Source organism: Mesorhizobium sp. M0306, assembly GCF_040321655.1.
Taxonomy (GTDB): Bacteria; Pseudomonadota; Alphaproteobacteria; order Rhizobiales; family Rhizobiaceae; genus Mesorhizobium.
Map to the genome: position 1 here is coordinate 25,034 of NZ_JAMYRY010000010.1, position 24,536 is coordinate 49,569.

A 24,536-nucleotide genomic window follows, 5' to 3' on the forward strand; every position below is an offset into this window, starting at 1 on the left:
GAATGCCATCCGACTCCGGCTTCGCCCCGGTCGGCTGGACTTCGCCGCCAACCGCAGCATACGACGACATGGTCACGTTAGACACTAAGCAATACCTCACGCATGCCCGCTTGCACCGTGCTGCAGCGGAACGACAATGTTTGGCTTGTCCGGACGCGGGAAGGGCCGGATCACATTTGCCAGAACGTCTTCACGCGAGCCGAACGAATGGAGCATCCCGTTCGACAGGACGAGTACCTGATCGATGTTGACGAGAGCGGAGGGGCGATGCGCAACGACGATCACGATACCGCCGCGCTGACGCACTGCCAGGATTGCGCCGGCCAAAGCAGCATCGCCGTCTGCATCCAGATTGGAATTTGGTTCGTCAAGAACGACGAGGAATGGATCGCCGTAAAGTGCCCTGGCAAGCCCGACGAGCTGCCTCTGCCCAGCCGAAAGGGCCGCGCCGCCTTCTCCGATGCGTGTTTGAAAACCCTGCGGAAGACGCATTATCATCTTGTCCACGCCCGCAGCCTTGGCAGCTGCCAGCACGCCTTTTGCGTCGCTTTTGCCACCGAACCTCGAAATATTGTCGGCGATCGTCCCGTCGAACAGCTCAACGTCCTGTGGCAGGTAGCCAATATGAATGCCGAGCAGTTCTGAATTCCACTGATCGAGCGAGGCGCCGTCCAATCTTACCGTGCCACGAAGCGGCTTCCATGCCCCGACCAAAGCGCGCACGAGCGTGGTCTTGCCGGAGCCGCTCGGGCCGACGACCGCCAACCCTGCGCCTCTCGCCAAGCGAAAGCTTACATTGAAGATGGTTGGCTTCTGCAGACTTGGTGGCGCGACGGTCAATTCTTCGACCGCTAGCTCCGCCTTTGGGCGCGGCAGCTCCATTGTCTCTTGCTGGCCAGCAAAAGCATCCAGTGCTGCCGCCAGCTCGGAATAGCTTTTGCGGGTTGCCAGAAACCCCCTCCAGTTTGCGATGGCCACATCGACCGGCGCCAGTGAGCGGCCCAGCAAAATGGACGATGCGATGATCACGCCCGGCGAGGCTTCGCCCCCGATCACAAGGTAGGCACCAAGCCCCAGCACACATGATTGCAAGGCCATTCGAAGCGTCTTCGACAGTGAGCTCGCTGCGCCGACGACGTCGGAAAGCCGTTCCTGGTTCTTCAGATAAAGATGACTGACCTCGTTCCAGCGCCGGCTAAGCGGAGCGGACAGGCCCATCGCCTGAACAACCTCTGCGTTGCGGCGGCCGGAATCGGCCAGAAGCCGCTGTGCTACGAGTGTTTCAGATGCACGAGCCGCGGGTTTGCGGCCGATGATCTCGGCAACCACCGTCAAAAACACAACGGCGCATGCGCCGAGCGTTGCCAGCACACCAAGCGCCGGGTGCAGCAGATAGATGACCACCATATAAAATGGTATCCAGGGAGCATCGAATAAGACGGTCGGCCCCAGTCCGGAAAGAAAGCCACGTAGCTGGTCCAGATCACGAAGCGGGTGTACCCGGTTCGCATCCGGCCCGGCGACGAGGGGCAGGGAAAGCGAGGCTGCGAACGCCTTTTGCTGAAGATTTTTATGCAGGCGGCTGCCGATGCGGACTAACAGGCGAAGCCTCACGAAATCGAGGAGCCCATAGGCCGCGTAAAGTCCCAGCATCCCGACTGTAAATCCGATAAGAGTCGGCACGCTCTGCGAAGGCAGCACGCGGTCGTAGACCTGGAGCATGTAGACGGAGCCGGTCAAGGCGAGGATATTTATCAATCCGGAGAAAACGCCTACGCCAACGAGGCCATGCACACAGCCGAACATTGCGGAGCGTAGATCGAGCGAGCGCCCTTTGGTTGACTTCATGATGTGCGCTCGTTGACGCGAAATTGCCGCGCAATCTCGTCGGTTCTTTCGATGAGGGACAAACTTTAACCTTCCGGGAAGCAGCAGCTCCGCCCCGCTGCTGGAACATTACGAATTGCTTACATACGTGCCTTCTTTGATTAAAATGTAGCAAAATCGTGACGCCAGGCTGAGAATTCGGCAACTGGCTCGCCAGGCTGGGGATAACCGGGTCGAGTAAGGAGATATTCCTAATCATGACACGGCGCAGAAGCTTATGGTCATCTTCGTAGCATCAAGGCTTCAAAGCGTCTGGGGAGCGATGGGTTTTGATTTTGTCGATCGAGAGTTAAACGATTTTGAGATACACTTCATCGGTACGCCATTGTCGGCCACCAACGCCGGCTAAAACGGGAAGGCGAGTGTCGTGAGCGAAGAGATCAATGTCGCCGATGCCTATGGCAGGGGCCGCAGCACCTTCATGGGATTGCAATTGCTGGTCTCGCCCGGTGCGCTTGTTCCTCGGCCGGAAACGGAACTGCTCGGCAAGGCCGCTCTCGATGTTCTGAGCCAACTGAACTTGCCGGTACCTCGCGTTGTCGACATGTGCTGTGGCGCGGGTAATCTGGCGTGCGCCATCGCACACCACGCTCCCACCGCGCGCGTGTGGGCAAGCGATCTTACCGACGGATGCGTGGAGGTCGCGCGCCGCAACGTCATCCATCTTGATATGGAGGAGCGGGTAACGGTGCTTCAGGGCGACTTATTCAGCGCCTTCTCCGGCCTGGAGCTTGACGGCACGATCGACGTGATCGTTTGCAACCCGCCCTACATTTCCGAAAAACGGCTCGAGGGCGACCGTTCGCATCTGGTCGAACTCGAGCCGCGTGAAGCGTTCGCAGCCGGCCCCTACGGCCTGAGCATCCATATGCGGGTGCTCAAGGAGGCGCCGCGATATTTGCGGCGCGGAGGCATCCTGCTTTTCGAGGTCGGGCTTGGCCAGGACCGACAGGTCATGAGTTTGCTCGAGCGTTCCAAGGCTTATGAGAGTATCCGGGCAGTTACCAATCCAGCGGGCGAGGGCAGGGTGGTTGCGGGACACACAAAAGCGCAGGCATAAGCACTGCAGTCGCGGCAGGCTTCAGACACGCTGTCGCGGCTTAACGGCCGGGGACTTGAAACAGAGCTGCAAGGTTTCGGGAATCAGTTTCTCTTGCGCATGACGTATTGCGCAATTCCCTGGATGGAATCGAGGTTCTCGGGCAGCAACTCGCTGTCTTCGACCGTGATGCCGAAGGTCTCCTCGATGAAGCCGATAACCTCGAGCACCCCCGTCGAGTCCACGATGCCCTGGTCGAGAAGCGAGGTGTCGCTCTCCAGGCTCTCCGGATCGGCTATATAGAAATTCGAGGCCAGGAAAGCGCGAATTTGTTCGCTGCAGGTATCGGTTCTATCCTTGGTAGATAACATTGATTTCGCCTCCGGTACAAAAGATGAATGCTGATCAACTTCGCCCTGGTACCGACTCATGACAGGGCCGTTTTTTTGAGTTTGCCCGTGTCGGTCATCGGCAGACTGGGTACGATGACGATGGACTTCGGAACCATGAAGTTTTCCAGCCGCCTCTGGCACTCTTTCTGCAACTGCTTTTCACCGATCATGCTTCCCTGCTCCATCACGACAAACGCCTTCACTGCTTGCCCGAGCAGCTCGTCCGGAACGCCGATGACCGCGGCTTCCCGCACGCCCGCAATGTTCATCAGCACGTTTTCCACCTCCTTCGGCGCTATCTTCTCTCCGCGCGATTTTATGATCTCGTCGCCGCGACCGACAAAGTAGAGGTAGCCCTCGGCGTCCATCCGGCAGTAGTCGCCCGTGTACAGGACCTGCTCACCCGGCAGCGGGCCGGGCTTGAGCTTCCTGGCTGTCGCCTCCGGCTTGCCCCAATAGCCCTTCATCACCGTCGCTCCGCGGATGACGAGCTGACCAACGACGCCGGGGCCGACCCGCCTGTCATGCTCGTCGACAATCCACATTTCCGTGTTGGGGATGGCGATCCCGACGCTCAACGGCTTTCGCTCCAGATCGTCCGGTGGCAGGTAAGTGCAGCGCTTGCATTCGGTAAGGCCGTACATCGAATAGATACGGGCGCCAGAAAACAGCTCCTGAAGCAGGAGAATGTGCTTGAGCGGCAGGGCGGCCGCAGTGTTGGTGACGTAGCGAATGCTCGAAAAATCCTGATCCCTGAGAGACTTGAGCTCCCCGAGTGTGGCAAAGATGGTCGGTACGCCGGGAAAACCCGTCACCCTCTCTTGCTTGATCAGCCCAAGGATCTGCGCCGGGAAGGCGAACGAGCGTTCAAGCACCAGCCGGGCGCCGGCGCCGAATGCCATGATCATCTGGTAAAGACCGTAGTCGAAGGCGAGCGGCAGGACATTGAGGATCACCTCGTCTTCGGCAAGCGCCAGGTATGAGGAAATCGAGGCGCACGCGGCAATCATGTTTCGGTGCGTCAGCATCACGCCCTTGGGTTCGCCCGTCGAGCCGGACGTATAAATGATCGCAGCGAGATCGATATCGATGCAGCGGCGCGCGGGCGGCGTGCTGCGGGCTGGCGCGACCGCAGTATCCCAACGCACAGCATGCGGCAGTTCTTGCAGGTCGTTGCGTTCGATCGGTCCGGAGACGATCATGCGGCGCAACGATGGGCAATTCCGCGCCGGCTCCCTGAAAATCGAGTGCAGGTGTTTGTCGGTGATCAATGCCGTCGGGCGGCAATCGTTGAGCAGATAATCAAGCTTGTCGCTTTTGGTGAGCGGATTGACGATGCACACCACGGCGTTGGCCTTGAGCACCGCCCAGAACGCAACGACAGCCTCGACAGTGTTGTCGGCGAAAATCACCACCCGATCGCCACGTGTGATTCCAGCCTCGGTCAAATTATGCGCTATGGCGTTCGAGCGCATATCGAGATCGCCATAGGTGACACGTTGGTTGCCGCACACCAGGGCCACCTTGCCGCCGAGCCGGCTGGCAGAGTGGGTGAGATAGTCGTGCAGGAGCGGTACGGCGCCATGCATCACGCGAGCACCTCTTCGCGATGCACGCGGTCGATATCGATGCTGAGCTTGAGCGTGCGAGCCCCACTTGGACGGCTCGCGATAAATTGCTGATGGAGAAGCTGCGTCGATAGCACCCCGACCAGCGCCATATTGTCGGAGTTGGACAGGTCGCCGCCGCCGGCGCTGGCCTGGCACTTGCTCAGGAGCCGGGTAACCGACTTAGGATCGAAGACGTTCGCTTCGCGCAGCGCCGGCTCCGAAAGTGCCTCGCGAATATAGGCCGGAGCGCCATCTGCGACGAAGCAAAGCGCGTTGGGGGCCCGGTAAGGCTGCTTCTTGCGGGTGACGATTTCCGACGGCACGATCGGTTGCGCCACGCGCTTCAGCACATGCTTTTCATCGAGCACGCGCAGCTTGTAGGCGGCCGGAAGCGAATTCGCGAGCCTCACGAGTTCATGATCGAGGAACGGGAAGCGCCCCTCGACGGAATGAGCCATCAGCATCCTGTCCCCTTGTGAGGAAAGCAGGTATCCCGACATCAGCGTCTGGATCTCGATATACTGGTCCTGCGCAAGAGAGCCCCATCGCGAAAACTCCGGTGGCAGGCGGGCAAGCAGCTCGGACACGGCGTTGCGGCGCTCCGTTTGGGAGCGCATGTCTGCCGAAAACAGCCGCTTGATGGCGCTTGTGGTACGCCAGCGCGTGCCATGCGCAAAACCAGGCGCGTCACAGGCGTGGATGTCGCGCCCGAAGAACTGGCGTGCCATCGCCTGCTGCTGCACCGGCGAGCGGCTGAGATAGGGATAGAGGCGCTCCAGCAAACGGGAGCGTCGCGTCGAGGCGGGCTGGCGTCCCCAGAAGCGGCGGACCTTGCCCTCGCGGAACAAATCGTAGCCCGCGAACATTTCGTCGGCCCCTTCGCCGGTCAGCACGACCTTGATGCCATGCTCGCGCACCAGTCTCGAGAGCAGGAACAGTGGCGCCGGCGCGGTCCTAAGGATTGGCCGCTCGGTGTGGTAGATCACCTCAGGGAAGATGCCAGCGATATCGCTGCGCGAAACAACCACCTCATGGTGGTCACTGCCGGCCACGCCGGCAACCAGGCGCTGGAAATGCGTCTCATCATACTCGGCGTCGGCAAAACGCAGCGAGAAGGTCTGGAAGCGCTCGCCCGCGAAGCGTCTCCCCAGCGTGGTGACCAGTGAGCTGTCGAGCCCGCCGGACAAATAGCAGCCGACCGGCACGTCGGCGCGTACTATCCTGAGCGCCGTCGCGGCCTCCAGGGCGCTGCGCACTTCCTCCACCGCGTCATCAAGCGAGCCGCTGAATTCATCATCGCCGGGTGCGCCAACCTCTGGATAGCCAGGCTTCCAAAAAGCCCGCTCGCGAACGACGCCGCTGTCATAAATGCGGACATGCCCCGGCGTGAGTTCGCTTACTCCTCCAAACACGCCTTGTGGCGGCGCGACAGTCCAAAGTGTAAAAGTCTGATCGATGCCGGCTGGATCGAAGGCGCGGGGTATGTCCGCATCGGCCGCGAAAATGGCCTTCACCTCGCTGGCGAAGTAAAGCCGCCCGCCATGCTCGCAAAAGTGCAGCGGGCAGATGCCGAACCGATCCCGCGACAAGACGAGACGACCCGCCACGGAGTCCCAGATGGCGACTGCCCACTGCCCATTCATTCGTTCGAAGGCGGCCTCGCCCCAGGCATGATAGGCATGGACGATGACCTCGGTGTCGCTGCGTGTGCGGAAGCGATAGCCGAGCGCGACCAAGTCTTGTCGCAGCTCGACGTAATTGAAGATTTCGCCGTTGAAGACGATCCACATTGTGTCGCCCGCGCCGGCGAGTGGCTGCTGGCCGCTCGCGAGATCGATGACGGACAGGCGGGCATGCGCCAATCCGGCACGTCTGTCCCGGTAAAGGCCGCGCTCGTCCGGGCCGCGATGCGCCAGCGCGCCCACCATGCGCATCAGCGCATCCCGGGACGGGGGCGCCGCGGCGGTGCTCAGCGACACAATTCCGGCGATGCCGCACATCGCCTAGCCCTCGCCCATTGAAGAGGACACCAACGGCCGCGCGTGAAGATAACGGGCGGCGCGCCGCTTGCTGTCGATATCCTTGAAAACCTTCTGAACCTGCACCACGGTGAGGCCGGTGGCCTCAGCGACGTCTTCGTTGGCAATCCCGTGGTTCAAGCCGTAGAGGCACAGATCCATCAGATAATAAGGAAGCGCGAAGTAGAACTCCTCCTGACTCTGCGCCAGCGAGAAGGTGTCCGTGGTGGGCGGTCTGCGCCGGACCTCTTCCTCCACCCCAAGATATTCGGCCAACTGGTAGACCTGGGTCTTGTAGAGGTGAACGATTGGCATCAGGTCGGCAATTCCGTCGCCCTGCTTGACGAAGAAGCCCTGGTCGTACTCCAGGCGGTTCGGCGTGCCCGCTACCGCGTAGTTGAGGCGGTCGGCATGGTAGTATTCGGTCATCTTGCGCAGGCGCTGCTTGTAATTGGTTGCAGCGACGATCTGCAGGTAGGCGGCCGACGGCAGACGCACCGTGTCGGTCTTGCCTTCAGGGTCCTGAACCGTGAGGCGCGTGATGTTGAGACCGTTGCTCTCGAGAACCGAGGCGAGCACCAGCTTGCATTTCCAGCCGTCCCCATATTCGGGAACGACAGTCTGGATTGCTTCGGTCTGCCGTCTATAGGCGCCGATCGCTTCAAGGGCCGGCGTTATATCCTCCAGGATCGTATCGATACCAAGCTGTGCGGCAACAGTGCGGCCGAGCCTTAGCGAGTCGCCGGAGGAATGGCGCTCCGGCATGAATATCCCGAGGACCTTGTCTTTCCCAAAGGCGCGAACACACAACGCCGCGACGACTGAGCTGTCGATGCCGCCTGAGAGGCCGACAACCACCCCTCGACGTCGCAGCGTGCCAAAGACCTGCTGGCGCAAGATCTGGACGATGCGATCGACTTCAGCGCCAGCGTCGAGCACCAGCGCGTCCTTGCCGAATGTTGAGGTCAGGTCGATGACTTGTACTCCAGTTTGCGAGACTCGGTTGGCGAATAGGTCTGCGCCACCGCTTTCTCGATAAGGGGACGGTTGGTGGCGAGGTGAGGCTCTATGACCAGATCGATGTGGGTGCCGACGATCGGAATCACGTCCAGATGGGCGAAAACGCGATCCCAGCCGATGGCCAGAGTCATTCCGGGTCGAGCACAGCGAAACAGGGTGCCGGTGATCGGCAGCGCCGGCTTCGGCTCTGTCAGCCATTGGAAGAAGGCCCGTGCCCGCAAAACCTCCTGCAGTTCCAGTTTGGTTCTAAAGCTCGTCGCATTGAACTGTCCCTGAGCGTAGCGATCGAGAAGCTGGACCAGTTGCGCCTCTCGCCGCATTTTCACGGCGACTTTCGCGAGGGCGCGGCAAGCCATCCGGTAAGCGGATACGCGGTTGGTCCGGATTCGATTGAATGTGCGCGTAAACGTCTCCAAGTAGGCGCTTCGCTCGCCGACGAGGCTGGTGTCGAGGATGCCGAGGAACTTTACGGTTCGCCCGGCGGCCAGCAGCCGCGCCGCAACTTCGAAAGCAACAGCGCCACCGAGCGAATGGCCGAGAAGTCGTACATGGCCCGACGGTTGAGCGCGGCGGATCTGCTCTACGGCGGCATCGGCCATGTCGGCGAGGCTGTTTTGTCCGCGCAGTATCAGAGCCAGAGCCGGATACCTGATCGGGGCAACGCGGGTGACCTTGCCCATCGCTGCTGCAAAGGCAGCAAGGCTCGGGCCATAGCCGACGGATCCCGGGAACAGAAAAAGAATGGGAGGGTTGTGCTTCTCGGCGCGCGCGCTTTGATCGCCTGCCTGGGCAGATACGACCGCCTTGACCATTTCGTCCAGGCTCATCCCGACGGTGAAGGCCTCAAGACCGAGTTCCTGCCCGATGGCGCTTTCGATTTCCATGACGCAGTGTAGCAGCTTCAGCGAATCTCCTCCGGCGTCATCCCAGCGCCCTGCCGCCACGCGCGTATTGAGAATGCTGGTCCATGCCCGCTGGACGACCTGCTGCGCCGTCAGCTTGCCTCGCGGCTCGAGCGGACGCGCGGTCGCTGCTGTCTCTCTGGCTGAAAGATCCATCTCTGCAAGTGTCGTGATGTCGGCTTTGCCGCTCGGCAGACGCGGAATCTCGGCGATCGTGTGCAACCGCAAGGGACGCAGCGGCGGCGGCAGATTGGTCCTGACAAGCTGGCGAAGCTCGTCCGAAAAGGTCGCTTCGGCCGAGCCCCGAGGAACAACAAAGGCGACAAGCTCATTCGCCGCAGCCACGATTGCCACAGCATCCGCAACAGAGGGTGCGCAACGCAGCACCCGTTCGAGTTCGGCTGGCTCGACGCGTCGACCATTGATCTTTACCTGGCGCCCCTTGCGACCGACGATGTGCAGTAGGCCTTGATTATCAAGTCGAACGAGGTCACCTGTCGCGAAAATCCGAAGGCCTGGATCGTCCGGGTCTGATGTTGCCGGGACAACCGCCCCGTCCTCCCAATGGCCAAGCAAGACATACGGGCTCCTGATCAGAAGCTCTCCTCTGCGGCCCGGTTGAACGCGGCGGCCCGTTTCGTCGACAATTGCGAAGGTGATTCCAGGCAGCAGCCAGCCAACTGGAACCGAATCTCCATGCTCCGGCCAGTCTCGCGGCAGGAACCATTGCGCGCCGGTCGTCTCGGTTGACGAGTAACCGATCTGGATGAGGCACGTATCGGAGACGGCCTTGCGCAGCAGGGCGATGTCGGTCCAGGGCACCTTCTCGCCACCGATCCGGGCGACTCTAAGTGAATGGAACGCTTCAGCAGGTCCGTCTGCCATGAGCGCGCGAAGCAGCGCCGGCACCAGATAGGTGATTGTCACGCCTTCGGAACGCACGAGGCGTTGGACGGCGCGCAAGCCGATCGCTTCGACTTCGACCAGATGCAAGGTGGCGCCGGTGAGAAGGGCTGCAAGAATTTCCCGGCACCCCGCGATTGTGGCGGGTCCGGTCAATGGCAGGAAAACATCATCCGAGTTGATGTGGCATGCATCGACATATTGCTGGACCCGGCAAAGCAAGCTGCGCTGGCTGTTAACGATGCCTTTGGGCCGGCCCGTGCTTCCTGACGTATAAAGCACGATGGCGGGCGCATCGACAGATACGGAATAAGACTGAGGCACTTGCCCAGCCTGCGAGGCCGCACTGGTCGACACATCGATCCAACTGACCCGGTGAGGCAAACCGTCGGGTCGGACATTGCCCTCGCCCAGGACAGCTGAGAGCCGCGCCCCGGCCACGATTTCAAGAATCCGCGAGCTAGGATCTCGCGCGTTCAGTGGCACCGAAGGCCGTCCAGCCGTCATGCTTGCGAGCATGGCGATGGGATACCAGGCCGAGTTGGCCTGAAGAATACCTATCGCCTGTCCGTCTGGGACGGCCGCCGCGATCTGGTAGGACAGCGTCTCAACTGACCGGAGAAGCTGGGAATAGGTCAGACGATTGGCGCCGTCGCTGATTGCAAGCTTGTCGGGGTACTGGCGGACGATACTTCTCAGGTGCTCGAAGGCGGCAATGTTGGTAAAATCGGCGCCCAATCTTTGAAATGGGCGCAGTACGGGACCACCCTGATCCAGTGCGTATTGTGAGACACTTGACCAATTATCGGAGGTCACTGTCTGACAATCCACCGCTAGATCCTGATCCGCGATTTCTGATCCCAAATATGCCGAAGACATGAGTTGCCTATGCTAAGATTAGGGTCACTTATCGCCCCCCGCCCCAATCTTTTCATCGATCATTCTGATGATGCCCTGATCTTCCCTCAAGGACGCTTGGTTAATCACTTCGCCTGTTTCGCAAGCCGCCGGCCGAGCCAATCATTCCGGGCTCGCTGGGTGCTGTGGTGCGCATGACGCAGCGAGCACTGGCGTTTGTGCCAAGTTGGCAACGCCTGTTGCACACATGCCAAGGCGGGATCGAAGACCAAGGTGGGATCGAAGACGGAATTTGCCGCTATTCAGGCATTATTCAGCATATTGCCTATTCTGTGTTTGTCCCGGGCGATACCGGCGACGCTTCGGTATCGGAATAGCTGCCGGAGACGAAACAATATGCATAGATCTGTCCCCGATTTTCGTCAGTCACACGGATCCAGTCCTTTTCCCATTTTCGGAAGGTAATATGTCCATCGGTCACCATGGCCGCAGCTCTGAACGGACTCGGCGCGTTGACGACGCGCACCGAGATCACATCGTCGCCGTCCATACGCTCGACGAGATACGTCTGCATGAAAGCCTCCCGCTAAACCACCCGAACTTTAACGGCCGCTAATGGTTTCGGTTGCAACGTGCTTGGCGAAATTTGGGGGGACACGTTCCATACCTGGAGGCACCGAATTCCTTCGCACTCGGCGTCGACCGCGCTGGTCTCGCCTGTCGTCAACGGTTCGCGCGCCCTGAGCGTCGAGACCAAAAGAAGCTCAAGACAGCTCAGCGCGCTGAGATATCGGCCGGATGGCATAGCGCGCAGCCTGCGCGCCGCCCAGACCGGCACCATCGCCGCGCCGATTTCGGACGTCACCACCCCTTTTTCGCCGAGTTCGTATGCGGAGTGGAGGACGCGGCCCACCAGCGCGCCGAGCGCCATAATATTCTGCTGTTCAACACCGACGAGAAACACGGCACGCGAAGCGCGCGAGATCGACCCGGTGCTGGAGCGCCGCATCGACGGCATCGTCATGGCACCGGCGGCGGCAACGAGGAGTTGCTCGCCGACCTTGCCGAGAGTGGACTGTCATTCGTCTTCGGCCACCGCAGGCTGAAGGGCGTGGTGCTGGAATGTCAATCGTATTTGGCCAGGAAGCGACCGACGGCGGCGAGGCAGTCGTGCTTTTCCTCGACATGCGGCATGTGGCTGGAATTCGGGAAGACCAGGCCTTCGACGTGCGGAATACGATCGAGAAAGGGCTGGACACAGGTCTCGGTCGCTTCGTCGTAGAAGCCGCGAAAAACCAGGGTCGGCGTCTCGATCTGATGCAGGCGGTCGACGATGGTCCAGTTCCGCATCGTGCCGATGACGTGGAACTCATTAGGGCCGTTCATGGTGTGATAGACGGTCGGATCTTCCTCGATTGCCGCAAATGTCCGGGCGACCTCCGGCGGCATTGGAACGATGCGACAGACATGACGGTCGTAGAAAGCCTTCGTCGCCGCAACATATTCGGGGTGATCGGTGGTTCCCGCCGCTTCATGCCGGTCGAGCGCACTTTGAACATCGGCTGGCAACTCGGCGCGCAATTGCCGGGCTCCTTCCACCCACAGCGCCATCGAGGCCAGTGAATTGGCCAGGATCAACGCTTTGAGCCCCTCAGGGCGGCGCACGGCGTGCTCGGCCGAAAGTATGCCGCCCCAGGACTGGCCGAGCAGGGCATAGTGGCCGGCGATGCCGAGATGGGTGAGCAGCGCATCGAGTTCGCCAACGAAGAAATCGACGGTCCAGAAGTCGCCGCCCTTGTCCCGCAGATGGGTCGACTTGCCATTGCCGATCTGATCGTAGTGGATGACGGCTCGCCCGGTTCCGGCAAGCTCCTTGAATGAGTCCACATAGTCGTGCGTGCAGCCCGGTCCACCATGTGCGACGGCCAGGGGCAGCTTGCCCGACCCGAGGTCCCCGGTCACACGGTACCAGGTGCGATAGCCCTTGTAGTCGCTAAATCCTTCGGTGATCGCATGTGCCGTCACAGTCCAGCTCCGCATCATGGCGCGGCAGGAGCCACTTTGGTGCGCCCCTCCCAAGCCTTGTTTGCGGCCGACGGTACTAAGCGGCCCGGCGCATTTACAGCTAGCACTATTTATAGGTTCGCCGGTTACGGGTTTGCCCGAGGCGAGGCCGATCGCCCGCAGGTCGAGAGCCTCAATGCTCCGGTTCAAGCAGCCGGTAATGGGCGGCGAGCGCGATGGCATGGAAGCGATTGCGCGCGCCAAGCTTTCGCGTCGCCGCGTTGAGGTGCAGCGTTGCGGTCGGTACCGCGCGGCCAATCTCACGCGCGACCTGCTTGGCCGTCAGTCCGGCAGCGGCCAGGCGCAGGCACTGGCGTTCGCGCGACGTCAGATGGACATGTTGGCAGGTGCGGATTCCGGCGTCGAAACCGGCGTAGACGGAGTCATGGAGCAGATGACCCAGATCGCCGATCTCGGCGATGAAGGGTCTGGCTTCGAGCTCGAACCCGGCCTCCGGATCGGCACGTATCGCGGTGAAGGTGGCGAGATCGCCGCCGGCAAGGCGAATGGGTACGGTGACGCCGCAGGTCATCCTGGTGTCAAGCAAATAGCTCACCACAGGATCGTGCTTGGACTGGAGTACGCGCTGCATGACGGTGCTCTGAACGCCGCTGTGCGACCAGAGAAACGGTCTCGATACGGTGAGCGCGGCCTCCTGCACCGGGTCAAGCTGATAATATCCGCCCTTGCACCAGAGATCCTGCATGTCGCGCGGCACGTTGCGCAGAGCCATCAGCGAGGGCGTGATAAGCTCGCCCTTGTGACTGACCGGCACGGGCGTATAGTCGTAGATGAATGCAGTGAAACCGATGGGCTCCAGCACCTCCGTTGCCACGGCCATGGCAGCGTCGATGCTCATTCCAGTTCGGAACCGGCTCTCTAGATCGCCTGGAAGGCTTTGCATCCGGCAAGCTTACCCGCTGATGATTGCTTGTCAAATAGCCATGTCGGCCGGCTGCTCAACAAATAGGCGGCGATAAGCCTGTCCGACCCTATCTATCTTAATAGCTATCCCGTCCGGCTTCGCTCGCCGTAGTCTTTTGCGATTGGGCGAAGTAGCGGACGCCGTTCGCAAACCCAGCACTGTTTTCAGCCGCGCGATGGTCGATCGACCGGGTCCAGCGCGGCAAAAGCCGACACGCCTCCATGAGGGAACAAATATGCGACTCCAAAAAGCATTTACAGCGTTGATACCCGGGCTGGCTCTGCTCGGCGTGACGATGATGTCGCCGGCCTTGGCCACCGAGGGCAAGCCAGGCGGCACACTCCGACTGCTGGCCAATGCCGCGGCAGGCACCGCCGATCCGCACATCAATTACACGCTGCAGTATTTCCAGATAAATTATGTCCTCTACGATGGCCTGGTGACCTACAAGAAGGCCGGGGACAAGACCGGCTTCGAGGTCGTCGCGGATCTGGCGGAAAGCCTCCCGCAGGTCGAGAACGGCGGCAAGACCTATGTCTTCAAGCTGCGCAAGGGCATCAAATTCGCGGATGGCTCGGATGTCACCACGAAGGACGTGGTGGCTTCGTTCCAGCGCATCTTCAAGATCAGCGGGCCGACGGCCGGGACCTTCTACAAAGGCATCGTTGGTGCGGATGCGTGCTTGAAGGCGCCCGCGACATGCACCCTCGACGGCGGCCTGTCGGTTGACGATGCGGCCGGAACCATTACCTTCAAACTCGTCCAGCCGGATGCCGAGTTCCTGCAGAAGCTGGCCGTTCCACACGCGTCGATCCTGCCGGCGAGCGCGCCGCTCAAGGACGCCGGCACCGATCCGATTCCGGGCACCGGACCCTATATGATCGCCAGCTACGACCCCAACAAGCTGATGAAGATTGTGCGCAACCCTCATTTCAAGGAATGGAGCAAGGAAGCGCAGCCGGCCGGATATCCGGACGAGATCGACTATGAATTCGGCCTTACCGACGAGGCGGCGGTGACGGCGGTCGAGAATGGCCAGGCGGACTGGATGTTCGATCCGCCGCCGTCCGACCGTCTCGCCGAACTCGGCACCAAATATGCCAAGCAGGTCACGGTTCACCCGCTGACGGCGATGTGGTACGCGCCGATGAACACCAATCTGGCGCCGTTCAACGACATCCGCGTTCGCCAAGCCGTGAACTTCGCGATCGACCGCGCCGCGATCGTCAAGCTGTTCGGCGGCAGCAATCTGGCGCAGCCGGCCTGTCAGATTCTGCCGCCGGGCTTCCCGTCATTCGCAGCCTATTGCCCGTTCACCGCCAATCCGGGTGAGAAGTGGTCGGCGCCGGATATGGACAAGGCCAAGCAATTGGTCGCTGAATCGGGAACCGCAGGTCAGGAGGTGACGATCATCACCGAGGACACCACGGTCTCCAAGGCGATCGGCGTCTACCTGCAGGATGTGCTCAACCAGCTTGGCTACAAGACGTCGGTCAAGCCGATCTCGCAGAACATACAGTTCACCTACATCCAGAACACCAATAACAAGGTGCAGATTTCGATCTCGCAATGGTTCCAGGATTACCCGGCGCCGTCGAATTTCCTGCAGGTCTTGTTCAGCTGTGCCTCGTTTACGCCGGGCTCCGACGCCTCGGTCAATATTTCGGGGTTCTGCGACAAGTCGATCGACGCATCGATGGACGAGGCAGAGGCAGCCACCATCGCCGATCCGGCCAAGGGCGCGACACTCTGGACCGCCATCGACAAGGCCGTGACGGACAAGGCTCCGGTCGCTGTCCTGTTCACGCCAAAGCGCGTCGATGTGATCTCTTCCAGGCTGAAGAACTTCACCTTCAGCCCGCAATTCTACTGGATTGTCAGCCAGTCCTGGGTGGAATAGCCGACCGGAGCCAATGCGACGGAGTGCCGCTGGCTCTCCGTCGCATTTCCTTTTCCGGCGGATCAGCGCATCTTCGAGGCCGCGATTTTTCCTAGGCAATCCTGTTCATGGTCAATGTCATTGCGGACCAGCCCGCCATCCCGGTTCGCCGGGCCACCGATGGCCCGTGGCGCACCGCTTGGCGCAAGCTGAAAGGCGATCGTTCGGCAATATCTGCCTTCGCCGTGCTCGTCGTCATCGTGATCGCCTCGCTCGCGGCGCCGCTTTATGCGCGATACGTCTCCAGCACCGATCCATTTGTGACCAATCTCAATGGCGAGATCGTCGTCGATGGGGTGACCCAGCCGGTGCTGCAGCCCTCCACCGAAGGCCTTGGCCTCGGCATGACGCCGATCGGGCCGACCTGGCGCATCGGCCCCTATATGCTCGGTGCCGACAACCAGGGCCGTGACGTCGCGGCGCGGCTGCTTTACGGCGGACGGGATTCGCTGTTGATCTCGGGTGCTGCAGCCGTGCTGTGCCTTGTCCTCGCGACGTTTCTGGGGGTCGTTTCCGGTTTCTTCGGCGGCATCGTCGACATCGGCCTGTCGCGCATTCTCGACGTGCTCTGGGCCTTTCCGATTTTCCTGTTGGCGATTTCGTTGTCGATCGTGCTGATTGCGCAGAGCATCCAGATCGGTCCATTGGAAATCCGCTCCGGCAGCCTGTGGCTACCGGTCTTCATCATCGGCATCGTCTATGTGCCCTATGTGGCGCGGCCGATCCGCGGCCATGTCCTGACCTTGATGCATGCCGAATTCGTCACCGCTGCGATCGGCCTAGGCGCGTCGCCCTGGCGCATCCTTTTGCGCGACATCATGCCCAATGTGGTGACCCGCATCATCGTTTTCGTGCCGTTGATTCTGGCGCTCAACATGATGACGGAATCCTCGCTGTCGTTCCTGTCGATCGGCGTGCAGCCGCCGGATGCCAGCTGGGGCACGATCATCCAGGACGGCCAGGGCCTGCTCTATTCGCGGCCGGTCGTGGCACTGGCGCCGGGGTTAGCCATTGTGATCACGGTGCTGGCCCTCAACATTCTGGGCGACGGCGTGCGCGACGCGCTCGATCCGAAATCCTCGCCGAGGGGCGTCTAGTGGTTGCCGCGCTCGGCTTCCGGCTTGGCCAGATGGTGCTGGTCATGTTCGGCATCAGTGTCGTCGCTTTCCTGATCTTCTTTGCGACGCCCGGCGCCGATCCGTCGGCGCGCATTGCCGGCCGCAATGCTTCGCAAGAGACGTTGATCCAGGTGCGCCACGAATTCGGTCTGGACCGGCCATTGCCGGTGCAATATGGGCTGATGATGAACCGGCTTTTTGTCAGCCGCGATCTCACCTCCTTCGTCAATCGTGGGCAGCGCGTCATTCCGACCGTGATAAGCGCCATTCCCGTGACGCTGTCGCTGGTCGGCGGCGCGGCAGTGCTGTGGGTGCTCGGCGGATTGATCGTCGGGGTGATCGCAGGCGCAACGCGCGGTACATTCATTGATCGCGCGCTGATGATCCTGAGCCTGGTAGGCGTGTCGATCCCGGTCTTCTGGCTGGGCGAGGTCGCCAACCTGCTGACGCAAAGCCGCTGGCACGACAGCTGGCTGTTTTCCTGGGTTCCTCCGCTCGGCTACATCCCCCTGACCGAGAATCCCTGGGGCTGGTTCAAGGCGCTCGTCATTCCGTGGTTCACGCTGGCAACCCTTTATGTCGGCCTCTATGGCCGGGTGCTGCGGGCAAGCCTGATCGAGATGATGCAGGAGGATTTCATCCGCACGGCCCGGGCCAAGGGGATCGGCGAACGCCGGGTGCTGCTGCATCATGGCCTCAGGACCTCGCTGGTCGCATTTGTTACCATGTTCGGCCTCGATTTTGGTGCCCTGGTCGGTGGCGGCGCGCTGCTGACCGAAGTGGTCTTCGGACTGCAGGGCGTCGGAAAACTCACGTACGAGGCGCTGCAGACGCTCGATCTGCCGATGATCCTGGCCACGGTGATCTACGCCGCCTTCTTCGTGGTGATGGCAAACTTCGTCGTCGACGTGGTCTTCGTCATCATCGACCCGAGGGCGCGCAATGTCGGCTGATGCTCCTCTTCTGGTGGTCAAGGACCTCACCGTCTCCTTCCGCAGCGACGAGGGCCTGGTGCGCGCGGTGGGAGGTGTTTCGTTCTCCGTCGAGCAGCGCGAGATCGTCGGTGTGGTTGGCGAATCCGGTTCGGGCAAAAGCCAGACCTTGCTCGCCATTATGGGGCTGATCGACAGCCCCAACGCTATCGTCTCCGGTTCCATCCGTTTCATGGGACAGGAGCTGATCGGACTCAAGCGGCGTGCGCTCGATGCCATTCGCGGCCGCCAGATCGCGATGATCTTCCAGGATCCGATGTCGGCACTCACCCCGGTGCATACGATCGGCAACCAGATCGCCGAGCAGGTGCGCGCGCATGAAAAAGTGTCGGCGAAAGCGGCACGGGCGAGGGCCGTGCAATTGCTGGATGCGGTCGGCATCGCAAATTCGGATCGGGTCGTCGACAACTACCCGCACCAGCTTTCCGGCGGCATGCGCCAGCGTACGGTGATTGCCATGGCGCTCTCCTGCAACCCGGCGCTGCTCGTCGCGGATGAACCGACTACAGCCCTCGATGTTACAGTGCAGGCGCAGATCCTCGAACTGATCGGACGATTGCGCGACCAGTTCGGCTCCGCGGTAATCCTGGTCACGCATGATCTTGGCGTCGTCGCCGAAGTCGCGGACCGGGTACTGGTGATGTATGGCGGACGCTTTGTCGAGGAGGGCGGCAAGAGCAGCGTGTTCCGGGCGCCGCTGCATCCCTACACATGGGGCTTATTCGGCTCGATCCCGCCGATGGAGGGACCACGTCCAGCCCGGCTCGCCGCCATCCCGGGGATTCCGCCGTCGCTCTCCAACCTGCCGAAAGGCTGCGCCTTCGGCCCCCGCTGCGCCTTTCGCCACGACGCCTGTCTGGTTCAACTGCCGATCATGCAAGGCGAGAGCCATCGCGCCGCCTGCCTGTTGCCGGAGCCTACGCGCAGACAGTTCGCTGCCCAGAGGGCTGGCGGCGTGGAGATGCAACGATGAATGCCGTGCTGCGCCCGCTGCTTCGCGCCGGCGATCTGTCGAAACGTTACAGCGTCGGCCGCTCGATCTTTCCGGCGCAGCGCCGGACGGTGCATGCGGTCGATACGGTGTCGCTCGACATCTGGCCCGGGGAAACGCTCGGCATCGTCGGTGAGTCCGGTTGCGGCAAGTCCACGCTTGGCCGGTGTCTGGTGCGCCTGACCGAAATCAGCTCGGGGTCGCTGGAATTCGAGGGCCGCGATATCAGCGACGCATCCCAGGGCCAGCTCCGTCCGCTGCGGCGGCAAATGCAGATGGTCTTTCAGGATCCCAGCGCTTCGCTCAATCCGCGCCGGCGGGTCGGCGATCTGCTGGCCGATCCATTCCGCATCCATGAACGCCTCTCGGCATCGGAAATGGCGGACCGCGTGGCCGACCTTCTGCGCCGGGTCGACTTGTCGCCCCAGCACGCATCGCGCTATCCGCACGAATTCTCCGGCGGCCAGCGCCAGCGTATCGGCATCGCCCGCGCGCTGGCGCTGCGGCCACGGCTGATCGTGGCCGACGAGCCGGTCTCGGCGCTCGACGTGTCGATCCAGGCGCAGATCGTCAATCTGCTCGCCGACCTGCGCGAGGAGTTCAACCTGACCTATGTGTTCATCGCCCACGACCTTTCCGTGGTGCGTCAGATTTCGAGCCGTGTGGCGGTCATGTATCTGGGATCGATCGTGGAGAGCGGGCCGACCGACGAGGTCTTTGCGGCGCCCAGACATCATTACACCGCAGCGCTGCGTTCCGCCGTGCCGGTACCCAGCATCGACCGGGCGCGGCGCGGCCGGCTGGTGCTCAAGGGTGACCTGCCCAGCCCGATGAGCCCACCCTCCGGGTGCCGGTTCCACACCCGTTGCCCAGCTGCCACCCCGATCTGCAGCAGCGAGCGTCCGCTTCTCCAAAGCATTGGCGAGCGCCGCCTAGTTGCGTGCCATCATCCAGCCGAGGGTTGACGATGGGAATTCTCGGTCAGCGATATCGGATCAGGACCGTTCAGCCATAATCGTTGCTTCGGCGAGAATAGAGGCCGATCTGGACGCCGCACGATCCGACGCTATGTTGCGCTTCGGCGGTGCGCGGCCGGCATCGCAAATGCCTAATACTAAAGTAACTGTTCTCGCGTTGCCGAGCGATGCTACGATTTGAGGGACGGGCATAAGCGGCCGTAGAGCGCTGCGTGATTTTGCGCCGGAGAGGAGGGAATGTGGGAGGCCACTCTTCCGTGCCGCAGCAGGCAGCCGCCGATATGTTGCTCGGTTGTCGATCATAAGGGAGGAAGTCACCAATGAAGATATCGTACCTGGTCTCGGCCGCGCTTCTTGCAGCGACTGCGATGCCTGCCGCAGCCGCCGAGATTTCCGACGGCAAGGTCAAGATCGGCATTCTCAACGACCAGTCGGGCGTCTATGCCGATTTCGGCGGCAAGTGGTCTGTCGAGGCCGCCAAGATGGCGGTCGAGGATTTCGGCGGCAAGGTACAAGGCTCGCCGATCGAGATCGTCAGCGCCGACCACCAGAACAAGCCGGACATCGCCTCCAACATTGCGCGGCAGTGGTATGACACCGAACAGGTCGATTCCATCATGGAACTGACAACCTCCTCGGTGGCGCTCGCCGTCCAAGGGATTTCCAAGGAAAAGAAGAAAATCGACATCGTCACCGGCGCCGCGACCACCGAGCTTACCGGCAAACAGTGCTCGCCCTATGGCTTCCACTGGGCCTACGACACGCATTCGCAGGCAGTGGGGACCGGTGGTGCTCTCGTCCAACAAGGCGGCGACCGCTGGTTCTTCGTCACCGTCGATTATGCATTCGGCTATTCGCTGAAGGAGCAGACCGCAAAGTTCGTCGAGAGCCATGGCGGCAAGGTGGTTGGCGAGGTGCGCTACCCGCTCGGCTCGACCGATTATTCATCCTTCCTGCTGCAGGCGCAATCGTCGGGTGCCAAGGTCATCGGCCTGGCGAATGCCGGCCTCGACACCTCTAACTCGATCAAGCAAGCGGCCGAATTCGGCATCGTGCAGGGCGGCCAACGTCTTGCAGCACTTCTGTTCACGCTGGCCGAGGTGCATGGGCTCGGCCTCGAAGCGGCGCAAGGCGTGGTGCTGACCGAAGGTTTCTACTGGGATCGCGACGACAAGAGCCGCGAGTTCGCCCAACGATTCTTCATGAGCACCAACCGCATGCCGAACATGATCCAGGCCGCCACCTATTCGGCGGTGACCCAGTATTTGAAGGCGATCGACAAAGCCGGCACCGACGGAACGGAGGCGGTCGCCAAGGAATTGCATGCGATGCCAGTGAACGACGTCTTTACGGCAAATGGCAAAGTGCAGGCCGACGGCAACATGGTCCACGACATGTATCTTTATCAGGTCAAGTCGCCGAGCGAGAGCACCAAGGAGTGGGACTATTACAAACCGCTCGCCACGATCCCCGGTAACGAGGCGTTCCTGAGCCCCAAGGAGAGCGGCTGTCCCACGGCTGGCGAGTGATTGGCGGACCGATGGAACCGCCCGAACCGAGTGAGCCGCGGGTGGTGCTTTCCGCCCGCGGTTTGCGGCGCGACTTCGCCGGTTTCGTCGCGGTCAGGAATGTCGATCTCGACCTCTACCACGGCAACATCCACGCACTGATCGGACCTAACGGCGCCGGCAAGACCACCGTCTTCAACCTGCTCACCAAGTTCCTGCCGCCGACCAGCGGCAGGATCGAACTGCTCGGCCACGACATCACCCGCACCTCGCCAGCCAAGGTCGCGCGGATGGGCCTGGTGCGCTCGTTCCAGATCTCGGCGGTGTTTCCACATCTCAGCGTGCTCGACAATGTGCGCGTTGCGCTGCAGCGGCCGGGCGGGCTCAGCGTTCAGTTCTGGCGCTCGCTGTCTGCGCTCGATCGATTGACGCCGCGCGCCGAGGAGCTTTTGCGGTCGGTCGGCCTCGACGATGCCAAGAACAGGCCCGCCGCCGATCTCTCCTATGGCAGGAAACGCGTGCTCGAGATCGCCACGACGCTGGCGCTCGACCCGAAAGTGCTGCTGCTCGACGAGCCGATGGCCGGCATGGGGCATGAGGATGTGCGCACGGTTTCCGACATCATCCGCTCGGTCGCCAAGGAGCGCTCGGTGCTGATGGTCGAGCACAATTTGACTGTTGTAGCCGATCTTTGCGACTGGATAACCGTCATGCAGCGCGGCGAAATCCTTGCCGCGGGCGACTACGCCACGGTCAGCCGCGACGAGCGGGTGAGGATCGCCTATATGGGCACCGCCGATGAGTGACGCCGCGCCGCTTCTCGCAGTCCGCGGCCTCAACGCCTGGTATGGCGAGAGCCATGCGCTGCACGGCGTCGACCTGGACGTCTTTCCAGGTGAAACGGTGACGTTGCTGGGGCGCAACGGCGTCGGCAAGACCACGACATTGCGCGCCATTATCGGGCTGATCCGCCAGCGAACCGGCCAGATTTTTTTCGACGACAAGGATCTGATGCGCCTGCCGTTGCACCGGACCGCGCATCAAGGCATTGGCCTGGTGCCGGAGGAACGCGGCATCTTCGCAACATTGACCGTGGACGAGAATTTGGTCTTGCCGCCGATCGTCGCTGAGGGCGGCATGAGCGTGGAGGAAATATTCGATCTCTTCCCCAATCTGAAGGAGCGACGCAACAGCCCCGGCACCAGGCTGTCGGGCGGCGAACAGCAGATGCTGGCGATCGCGCGCATGCTGCGGACCGGCGTGAAAATGCTGCTTCTCGATGAGCCGACCGAGGGACTGGCTCCCGTCATCGTGCAGCGCATCGGCGACGTGCTGGCGACGATGAAAAAGCGCGGCATGACGATCCTGCTGGTCGAGCAGAATTTCCGCTTTGCCAGCCGCGTCACCGACCGTTTCTACCTGATGGAGCACGGCAAGGTCGTGGCGGGCTTTCCCGTCGGCGAACTGCCGGATCGTATGACGCTGCTGCATGAAGTGCTGGGTGTATGATGGCGCCATGACGATGATCTTCGGAATACCCGTTCAGGCTTTCCTCGGCCAGTTGCTGGTCGGCCTCATCAACGGCTCGTTCTACGCAATGTTGAGCCTGGGCCTGGCTGTCATATTCGGCCTGTTGCGCGTCATCAATTTCGCCCACGGCGCGCTCTATATGCTCGGCGCCTTCATCGGGTACCTGCTTCTCACCCGGTTCGGCATCGGCTACTGGCCGGCTCTGATCCTGTCGCCGCTGATCGTCGGCTGCTTCGGCGTCGTGGTCGAGCGCCTGGCGCTTTCGAGGCTTTACGACATCGACCCGCTCTACGGGCTGCTTTTCACCTTTGGCCTCGCGCTCGTGCTCGAAGGGGTGTTCCGTTACTACTATGGCGTATCGGGAAGTCCTTATTCCGTGCCGCCGCTGCTCTCCGGGGGAACCAATCTCGGCTTCATGTTCCTGCCTAATTACCGCGGCTGGGTGGTGGTCGCCTCGATGATCGTCTGTTTCGTCACCTGGGCGCTGATCGAGAAGACCAGACTGGGCTCCTATCTGCGCGCGGCAACGGAGAACCCCGGCCTGGTGCAGGCTTTCGGCGTCAACGTGCCGTTGCTGCTGACTCTCACCTACGGCCTCGGCGCCGCTCTTGCCGGGCTTGCGGGGGTTCTCGCCGCGCCGATCTATCAGGTGAGCCCGCTGATGGGATCTGACCTCATCATCGTCGTCTTCGCCGTCGTCGTGGTCGGCGGCATGGGATCGATCCTCGGGGCGATCGTCACCGGTTACATGCTTGGCCTCGCCGAAGGCCTGACCAAGGTTTTCTATCCCGAAGCCTCCAATCTGGTGGTCTTCGTCATCATGGCGATCGTGCTTCTGGTCCGGCCAGCCGGCCTGTTCGGAAGGGATGCCTGAGATGGCCGAACTCTCACTTCGCGAGACGCGCGTCAAAAGTTCGGTATGGCTTGAATGGACGCTGGTGGGGCTCGGCATCCTGGCGCTGCTGGTGGCGCCTTTCTTCGTCTATCCGATCTTCCTGATGAAGATGCTGTGCTTTGCGCTGTTTGCCTGCGCGTTCAACCTTCTGCTCGGCTACACCGGGCTGTTGTCCTTCGGCCATGCGACATTCTTCGGCGGGGCGGCCTATCTCACCGCATACGCGGTCAAGGTCTGGGGCTGGCCGCCGGAAGCGGGCATCCTGCTCGGTGTCCTGGGAGCCGCGCTGCTCGGCCTTGTGATGGGCTTCTTTGCCATCCGCCGGCAAGGCATCTATTTCGCCATGATCACGCTGGCGCTGTCGCAGATGTTCTTCTTCTTCTGCGTGCAGGCGCCGTTCACCGGAGGTGAGGACGGCATCCAGGGCGTGCCGCGTGGCAAGCTGCTTGGAATGCTCGACCTGAACGTATCGATCAACATCTATTATTTCGTGCTGGCAGTCTTCCTGATCGGCGTGTTCGCCATCTGGCGCATCATCAACTCGCCTTTCGGCATGATCCTGCGTTCCATCCGGGAAAACGAGAGCCGGGCCATTTCGCTCGGCTATTCCGTTGCCAATTACAAGCTGGCGGCATTCGTCATGTCGGCGACATTGGCCGGGCTGGCCGGCGCGCTCAAGGCGATCGTTTTTCAGTTTGCCACGCTCACCGACGTCACCTGGCAGATGTCGGGCGAGGTGATTCTGATGACGCTCCTCGGCGGCATCGGCACTATGGTCGGGCCGATCATCGGCGCCAGTCTGGTCGTCGGCCTGGAAAACACGCTCGCCACCTCGAGTTTTCCGGTGACCATCGCCACCGGCCTGACCTTCATGGTCTGCGTGCTGGTTTTCCGGCGCGGTATTGTCGGTGAGGTCTATGCGCGGTTTCTCGGGCCAAAGGGTGACGCGAAAGACTGAACGGCTCAGT

21 protein-coding genes are annotated in these 24,536 nt (G+C 61.6%); 11 read left to right on the forward strand and 10 right to left on the reverse strand.

The window, feature by feature from the left end:
- Positions 1 to 96: 96 nt before the first annotated feature.
- Positions 97 to 1,848 carry a type I secretion system permease/ATPase gene (locus NKI95_RS16310; RefSeq protein ID WP_352718016.1) on the reverse strand — a complete coding sequence of 584 codons (1,752 nt, stop codon included), beginning with the start codon at positions 1,846 to 1,848 and terminating at the stop codon, positions 97 to 99.
- A gap of 406 nt (positions 1,849 to 2,254) precedes the next feature.
- On the opposite strand from NKI95_RS16310, the gene NKI95_RS16315 reads away from it, so the two are divergent.
- Positions 2,255 to 2,947, forward strand: a complete 693-nt coding sequence (locus NKI95_RS16315) for a N5-glutamine methyltransferase family protein (RefSeq protein WP_352718018.1) — start codon at positions 2,255 to 2,257, stop codon at positions 2,945 to 2,947.
- An 83-nt stretch (positions 2,948 to 3,030) separates the two neighbouring features.
- Here NKI95_RS16315 and NKI95_RS16320 read toward each other — a convergent pair whose 3' ends face one another.
- The 9 genes from NKI95_RS16320 to NKI95_RS16360 form a co-directional block, all read right to left on the reverse strand.
- Complete coding sequence (locus tag NKI95_RS16320) at positions 3,031 to 3,297, reverse strand: acyl carrier protein (RefSeq protein ID WP_292653750.1); 267 nt, start codon at positions 3,295 to 3,297, stop codon at positions 3,031 to 3,033.
- 56 nt (positions 3,298 to 3,353) lie between these two features.
- Positions 3,354 to 4,907 (reverse strand): class I adenylate-forming enzyme family protein, encoded by a 1,554-nt coding sequence (locus NKI95_RS16325; RefSeq protein ID WP_352718274.1) that lies wholly within the window; start codon positions 4,905 to 4,907, stop codon positions 3,354 to 3,356.
- The gene (gene asnB, locus NKI95_RS16330) at positions 4,907 to 6,928 is read right to left on the reverse strand and encodes an asparagine synthase (glutamine-hydrolyzing) (protein WP_352718019.1); all 2,022 of its coding nucleotides are present in this window, start codon (positions 6,926 to 6,928) and stop codon (positions 4,907 to 4,909) included. Before asnB ends, NKI95_RS16325 begins: the two co-directional genes overlap by 1 nt.
- A 3-nt stretch (positions 6,929 to 6,931) precedes the next feature.
- On the reverse strand, positions 6,932 to 7,915 hold the full coding sequence (nadE, locus tag NKI95_RS16335; RefSeq protein WP_352718275.1) for an NAD(+) synthase: 984 nt from the start codon (positions 7,913 to 7,915) through the stop codon (positions 6,932 to 6,934).
- Positions 7,912 to 10,650 (reverse strand): AMP-binding protein, encoded by a 2,739-nt coding sequence (locus tag NKI95_RS16340; protein WP_502909170.1) that lies wholly within the window; start codon positions 10,648 to 10,650, stop codon positions 7,912 to 7,914. Before NKI95_RS16340 ends, nadE begins: the two co-directional genes overlap by 4 nt.
- 304 nt (positions 10,651 to 10,954) lie before the next feature.
- A complete protein-coding gene (locus NKI95_RS16345) occupies positions 10,955 to 11,203 on the reverse strand; it encodes a hypothetical protein (RefSeq protein ID WP_352718020.1) in 249 nt (82 codons plus the stop codon).
- Positions 11,204 to 11,215: 12 nt separating this feature from the next.
- A complete protein-coding gene (locus NKI95_RS16350; RefSeq protein ID WP_352718022.1) occupies positions 11,216 to 11,653 on the reverse strand; it encodes a hypothetical protein in 438 nt (145 codons plus the stop codon).
- A gap of 101 nt (positions 11,654 to 11,754) precedes the next feature.
- The gene (locus NKI95_RS16355) at positions 11,755 to 12,669 is read right to left on the reverse strand and encodes a proline iminopeptidase-family hydrolase (RefSeq protein WP_502909177.1); all 915 of its coding nucleotides are present in this window, start codon (positions 12,667 to 12,669) and stop codon (positions 11,755 to 11,757) included.
- Positions 12,670 to 12,826: 157 nt separating this feature from the next.
- Positions 12,827 to 13,552 (reverse strand): LuxR family transcriptional regulator, encoded by a 726-nt coding sequence (locus NKI95_RS16360; protein ID WP_352517215.1) that lies wholly within the window; start codon positions 13,550 to 13,552, stop codon positions 12,827 to 12,829.
- Between the two features lie 301 nt (positions 13,553 to 13,853).
- Between NKI95_RS16360 and NKI95_RS16365 the strand changes: the two genes are divergently transcribed.
- The 10 genes from NKI95_RS16365 (at position 13,854) to NKI95_RS16410 (ending at position 24,526) form a co-directional block, all read left to right on the forward strand.
- Positions 13,854 to 15,518, forward strand: a complete 1,665-nt coding sequence (locus tag NKI95_RS16365) for an ABC transporter substrate-binding protein (protein ID WP_352718025.1) — start codon at positions 13,854 to 13,856, stop codon at positions 15,516 to 15,518.
- A 107-nt stretch (positions 15,519 to 15,625) separates the two neighbouring features.
- Positions 15,626 to 16,654 carry an ABC transporter permease gene (locus NKI95_RS16370; protein ID WP_352718026.1) on the forward strand — a complete coding sequence of 343 codons (1,029 nt, stop codon included), beginning with the start codon at positions 15,626 to 15,628 and terminating at the stop codon, positions 16,652 to 16,654.
- Positions 16,654 to 17,628, forward strand: coding sequence for an ABC transporter permease (locus NKI95_RS16375; RefSeq protein ID WP_352718028.1), 975 nt, complete (start codon positions 16,654 to 16,656; stop codon positions 17,626 to 17,628). Before NKI95_RS16370 ends, NKI95_RS16375 begins: the two co-directional genes overlap by 1 nt.
- Complete coding sequence (locus tag NKI95_RS16380; protein WP_352718030.1) at positions 17,618 to 18,640, forward strand: ABC transporter ATP-binding protein; 1,023 nt, start codon at positions 17,618 to 17,620, stop codon at positions 18,638 to 18,640. Before NKI95_RS16375 ends, NKI95_RS16380 begins: the two co-directional genes overlap by 11 nt.
- The gene (locus NKI95_RS16385; protein WP_352718032.1) at positions 18,637 to 19,623 is read left to right on the forward strand and encodes an ABC transporter ATP-binding protein; all 987 of its coding nucleotides are present in this window, start codon (positions 18,637 to 18,639) and stop codon (positions 19,621 to 19,623) included. Before NKI95_RS16380 ends, NKI95_RS16385 begins: the two co-directional genes overlap by 4 nt.
- 332 nt (positions 19,624 to 19,955) lie before the next feature.
- The gene (locus tag NKI95_RS16390) at positions 19,956 to 21,164 is read left to right on the forward strand and encodes an ABC transporter substrate-binding protein (protein WP_352718033.1); all 1,209 of its coding nucleotides are present in this window, start codon (positions 19,956 to 19,958) and stop codon (positions 21,162 to 21,164) included.
- An 11-nt stretch (positions 21,165 to 21,175) separates the two neighbouring features.
- Positions 21,176 to 21,949, forward strand: a complete 774-nt coding sequence (locus NKI95_RS16395) for an ABC transporter ATP-binding protein (protein ID WP_352718034.1) — start codon at positions 21,176 to 21,178, stop codon at positions 21,947 to 21,949.
- On the forward strand, positions 21,942 to 22,652 hold the full coding sequence (locus NKI95_RS16400) for an ABC transporter ATP-binding protein (protein WP_352718035.1): 711 nt from the start codon (positions 21,942 to 21,944) through the stop codon (positions 22,650 to 22,652). The genes NKI95_RS16395 and NKI95_RS16400 overlap by 8 nt, the downstream gene beginning before the upstream one ends.
- 7 nt (positions 22,653 to 22,659) lie before the next feature.
- Positions 22,660 to 23,547 (forward strand): branched-chain amino acid ABC transporter permease, encoded by an 888-nt coding sequence (locus tag NKI95_RS16405; protein ID WP_352718036.1) that lies wholly within the window; start codon positions 22,660 to 22,662, stop codon positions 23,545 to 23,547.
- A 1-nt stretch (position 23,548) separates the two neighbouring features.
- Positions 23,549 to 24,526 (forward strand): branched-chain amino acid ABC transporter permease, encoded by a 978-nt coding sequence (locus tag NKI95_RS16410; protein WP_352718037.1) that lies wholly within the window; start codon positions 23,549 to 23,551, stop codon positions 24,524 to 24,526.
- Positions 24,527 to 24,536 lie beyond the last annotated feature (10 nt).

What these genes read in the sequence shown, in the direction of transcription:
- asnB (WP_352718019.1), bottom strand. Translation starts at nt 6,928, where the DNA reads ATGTGCGGCATCGCCGGAATTGTGTCGCTGAGCACCGCCGCGGCGCCC.
- NKI95_RS16360 (WP_352517215.1), bottom strand. Translation starts at nt 13,552, where the DNA reads ATGAGCATCGACGCTGCCATGGCCGTGGCAACGGAGGTGCTGGAGCCC.
- NKI95_RS16325 (WP_352718274.1), bottom strand. Translation starts at nt 4,907, where the DNA reads ATGCATGGCGCCGTACCGCTCCTGCACGACTATCTCACCCACTCTGCC.
- NKI95_RS16385 (WP_352718032.1), top strand. Translation starts at nt 18,637, where the DNA reads ATGAATGCCGTGCTGCGCCCGCTGCTTCGCGCCGGCGATCTGTCGAAA.
- NKI95_RS16310 (WP_352718016.1), bottom strand. Translation starts at nt 1,848, where the DNA reads ATGAAGTCAACCAAAGGGCGCTCGCTCGATCTACGCTCCGCAATGTTC.
- NKI95_RS16370 (WP_352718026.1), top strand. Translation starts at nt 15,626, where the DNA reads ATGGTCAATGTCATTGCGGACCAGCCCGCCATCCCGGTTCGCCGGGCC.
- NKI95_RS16395 (WP_352718034.1), top strand. Translation starts at nt 21,176, where the DNA reads ATGGAACCGCCCGAACCGAGTGAGCCGCGGGTGGTGCTTTCCGCCCGC.
- NKI95_RS16340 (WP_502909170.1), bottom strand. Translation starts at nt 10,650, where the DNA reads ATGTCTTCGGCATATTTGGGATCAGAAATCGCGGATCAGGATCTAGCG.
- NKI95_RS16390 (WP_352718033.1), top strand. Translation starts at nt 19,956, where the DNA reads ATGAAGATATCGTACCTGGTCTCGGCCGCGCTTCTTGCAGCGACTGCG.
- NKI95_RS16320 (WP_292653750.1), bottom strand. Translation starts at nt 3,297, where the DNA reads ATGTTATCTACCAAGGATAGAACCGATACCTGCAGCGAACAAATTCGC.
- NKI95_RS16355 (WP_502909177.1), bottom strand. Translation starts at nt 12,669, where the DNA reads ATGCGGAGCTGGACTGTGACGGCACATGCGATCACCGAAGGATTTAGC.
- NKI95_RS16380 (WP_352718030.1), top strand. Translation starts at nt 17,618, where the DNA reads ATGTCGGCTGATGCTCCTCTTCTGGTGGTCAAGGACCTCACCGTCTCC.
- NKI95_RS16365 (WP_352718025.1), top strand. Translation starts at nt 13,854, where the DNA reads ATGCGACTCCAAAAAGCATTTACAGCGTTGATACCCGGGCTGGCTCTG.
- NKI95_RS16400 (WP_352718035.1), top strand. Translation starts at nt 21,942, where the DNA reads ATGAGTGACGCCGCGCCGCTTCTCGCAGTCCGCGGCCTCAACGCCTGG.
- NKI95_RS16405 (WP_352718036.1), top strand. Translation starts at nt 22,660, where the DNA reads ATGACGATGATCTTCGGAATACCCGTTCAGGCTTTCCTCGGCCAGTTG.
- NKI95_RS16350 (WP_352718022.1), bottom strand. Translation starts at nt 11,653, where the DNA reads ATGACGATGCCGTCGATGCGGCGCTCCAGCACCGGGTCGATCTCGCGC.
- NKI95_RS16345 (WP_352718020.1), bottom strand. Translation starts at nt 11,203, where the DNA reads ATGCAGACGTATCTCGTCGAGCGTATGGACGGCGACGATGTGATCTCG.
- NKI95_RS16410 (WP_352718037.1), top strand. Translation starts at nt 23,549, where the DNA reads ATGGCCGAACTCTCACTTCGCGAGACGCGCGTCAAAAGTTCGGTATGG.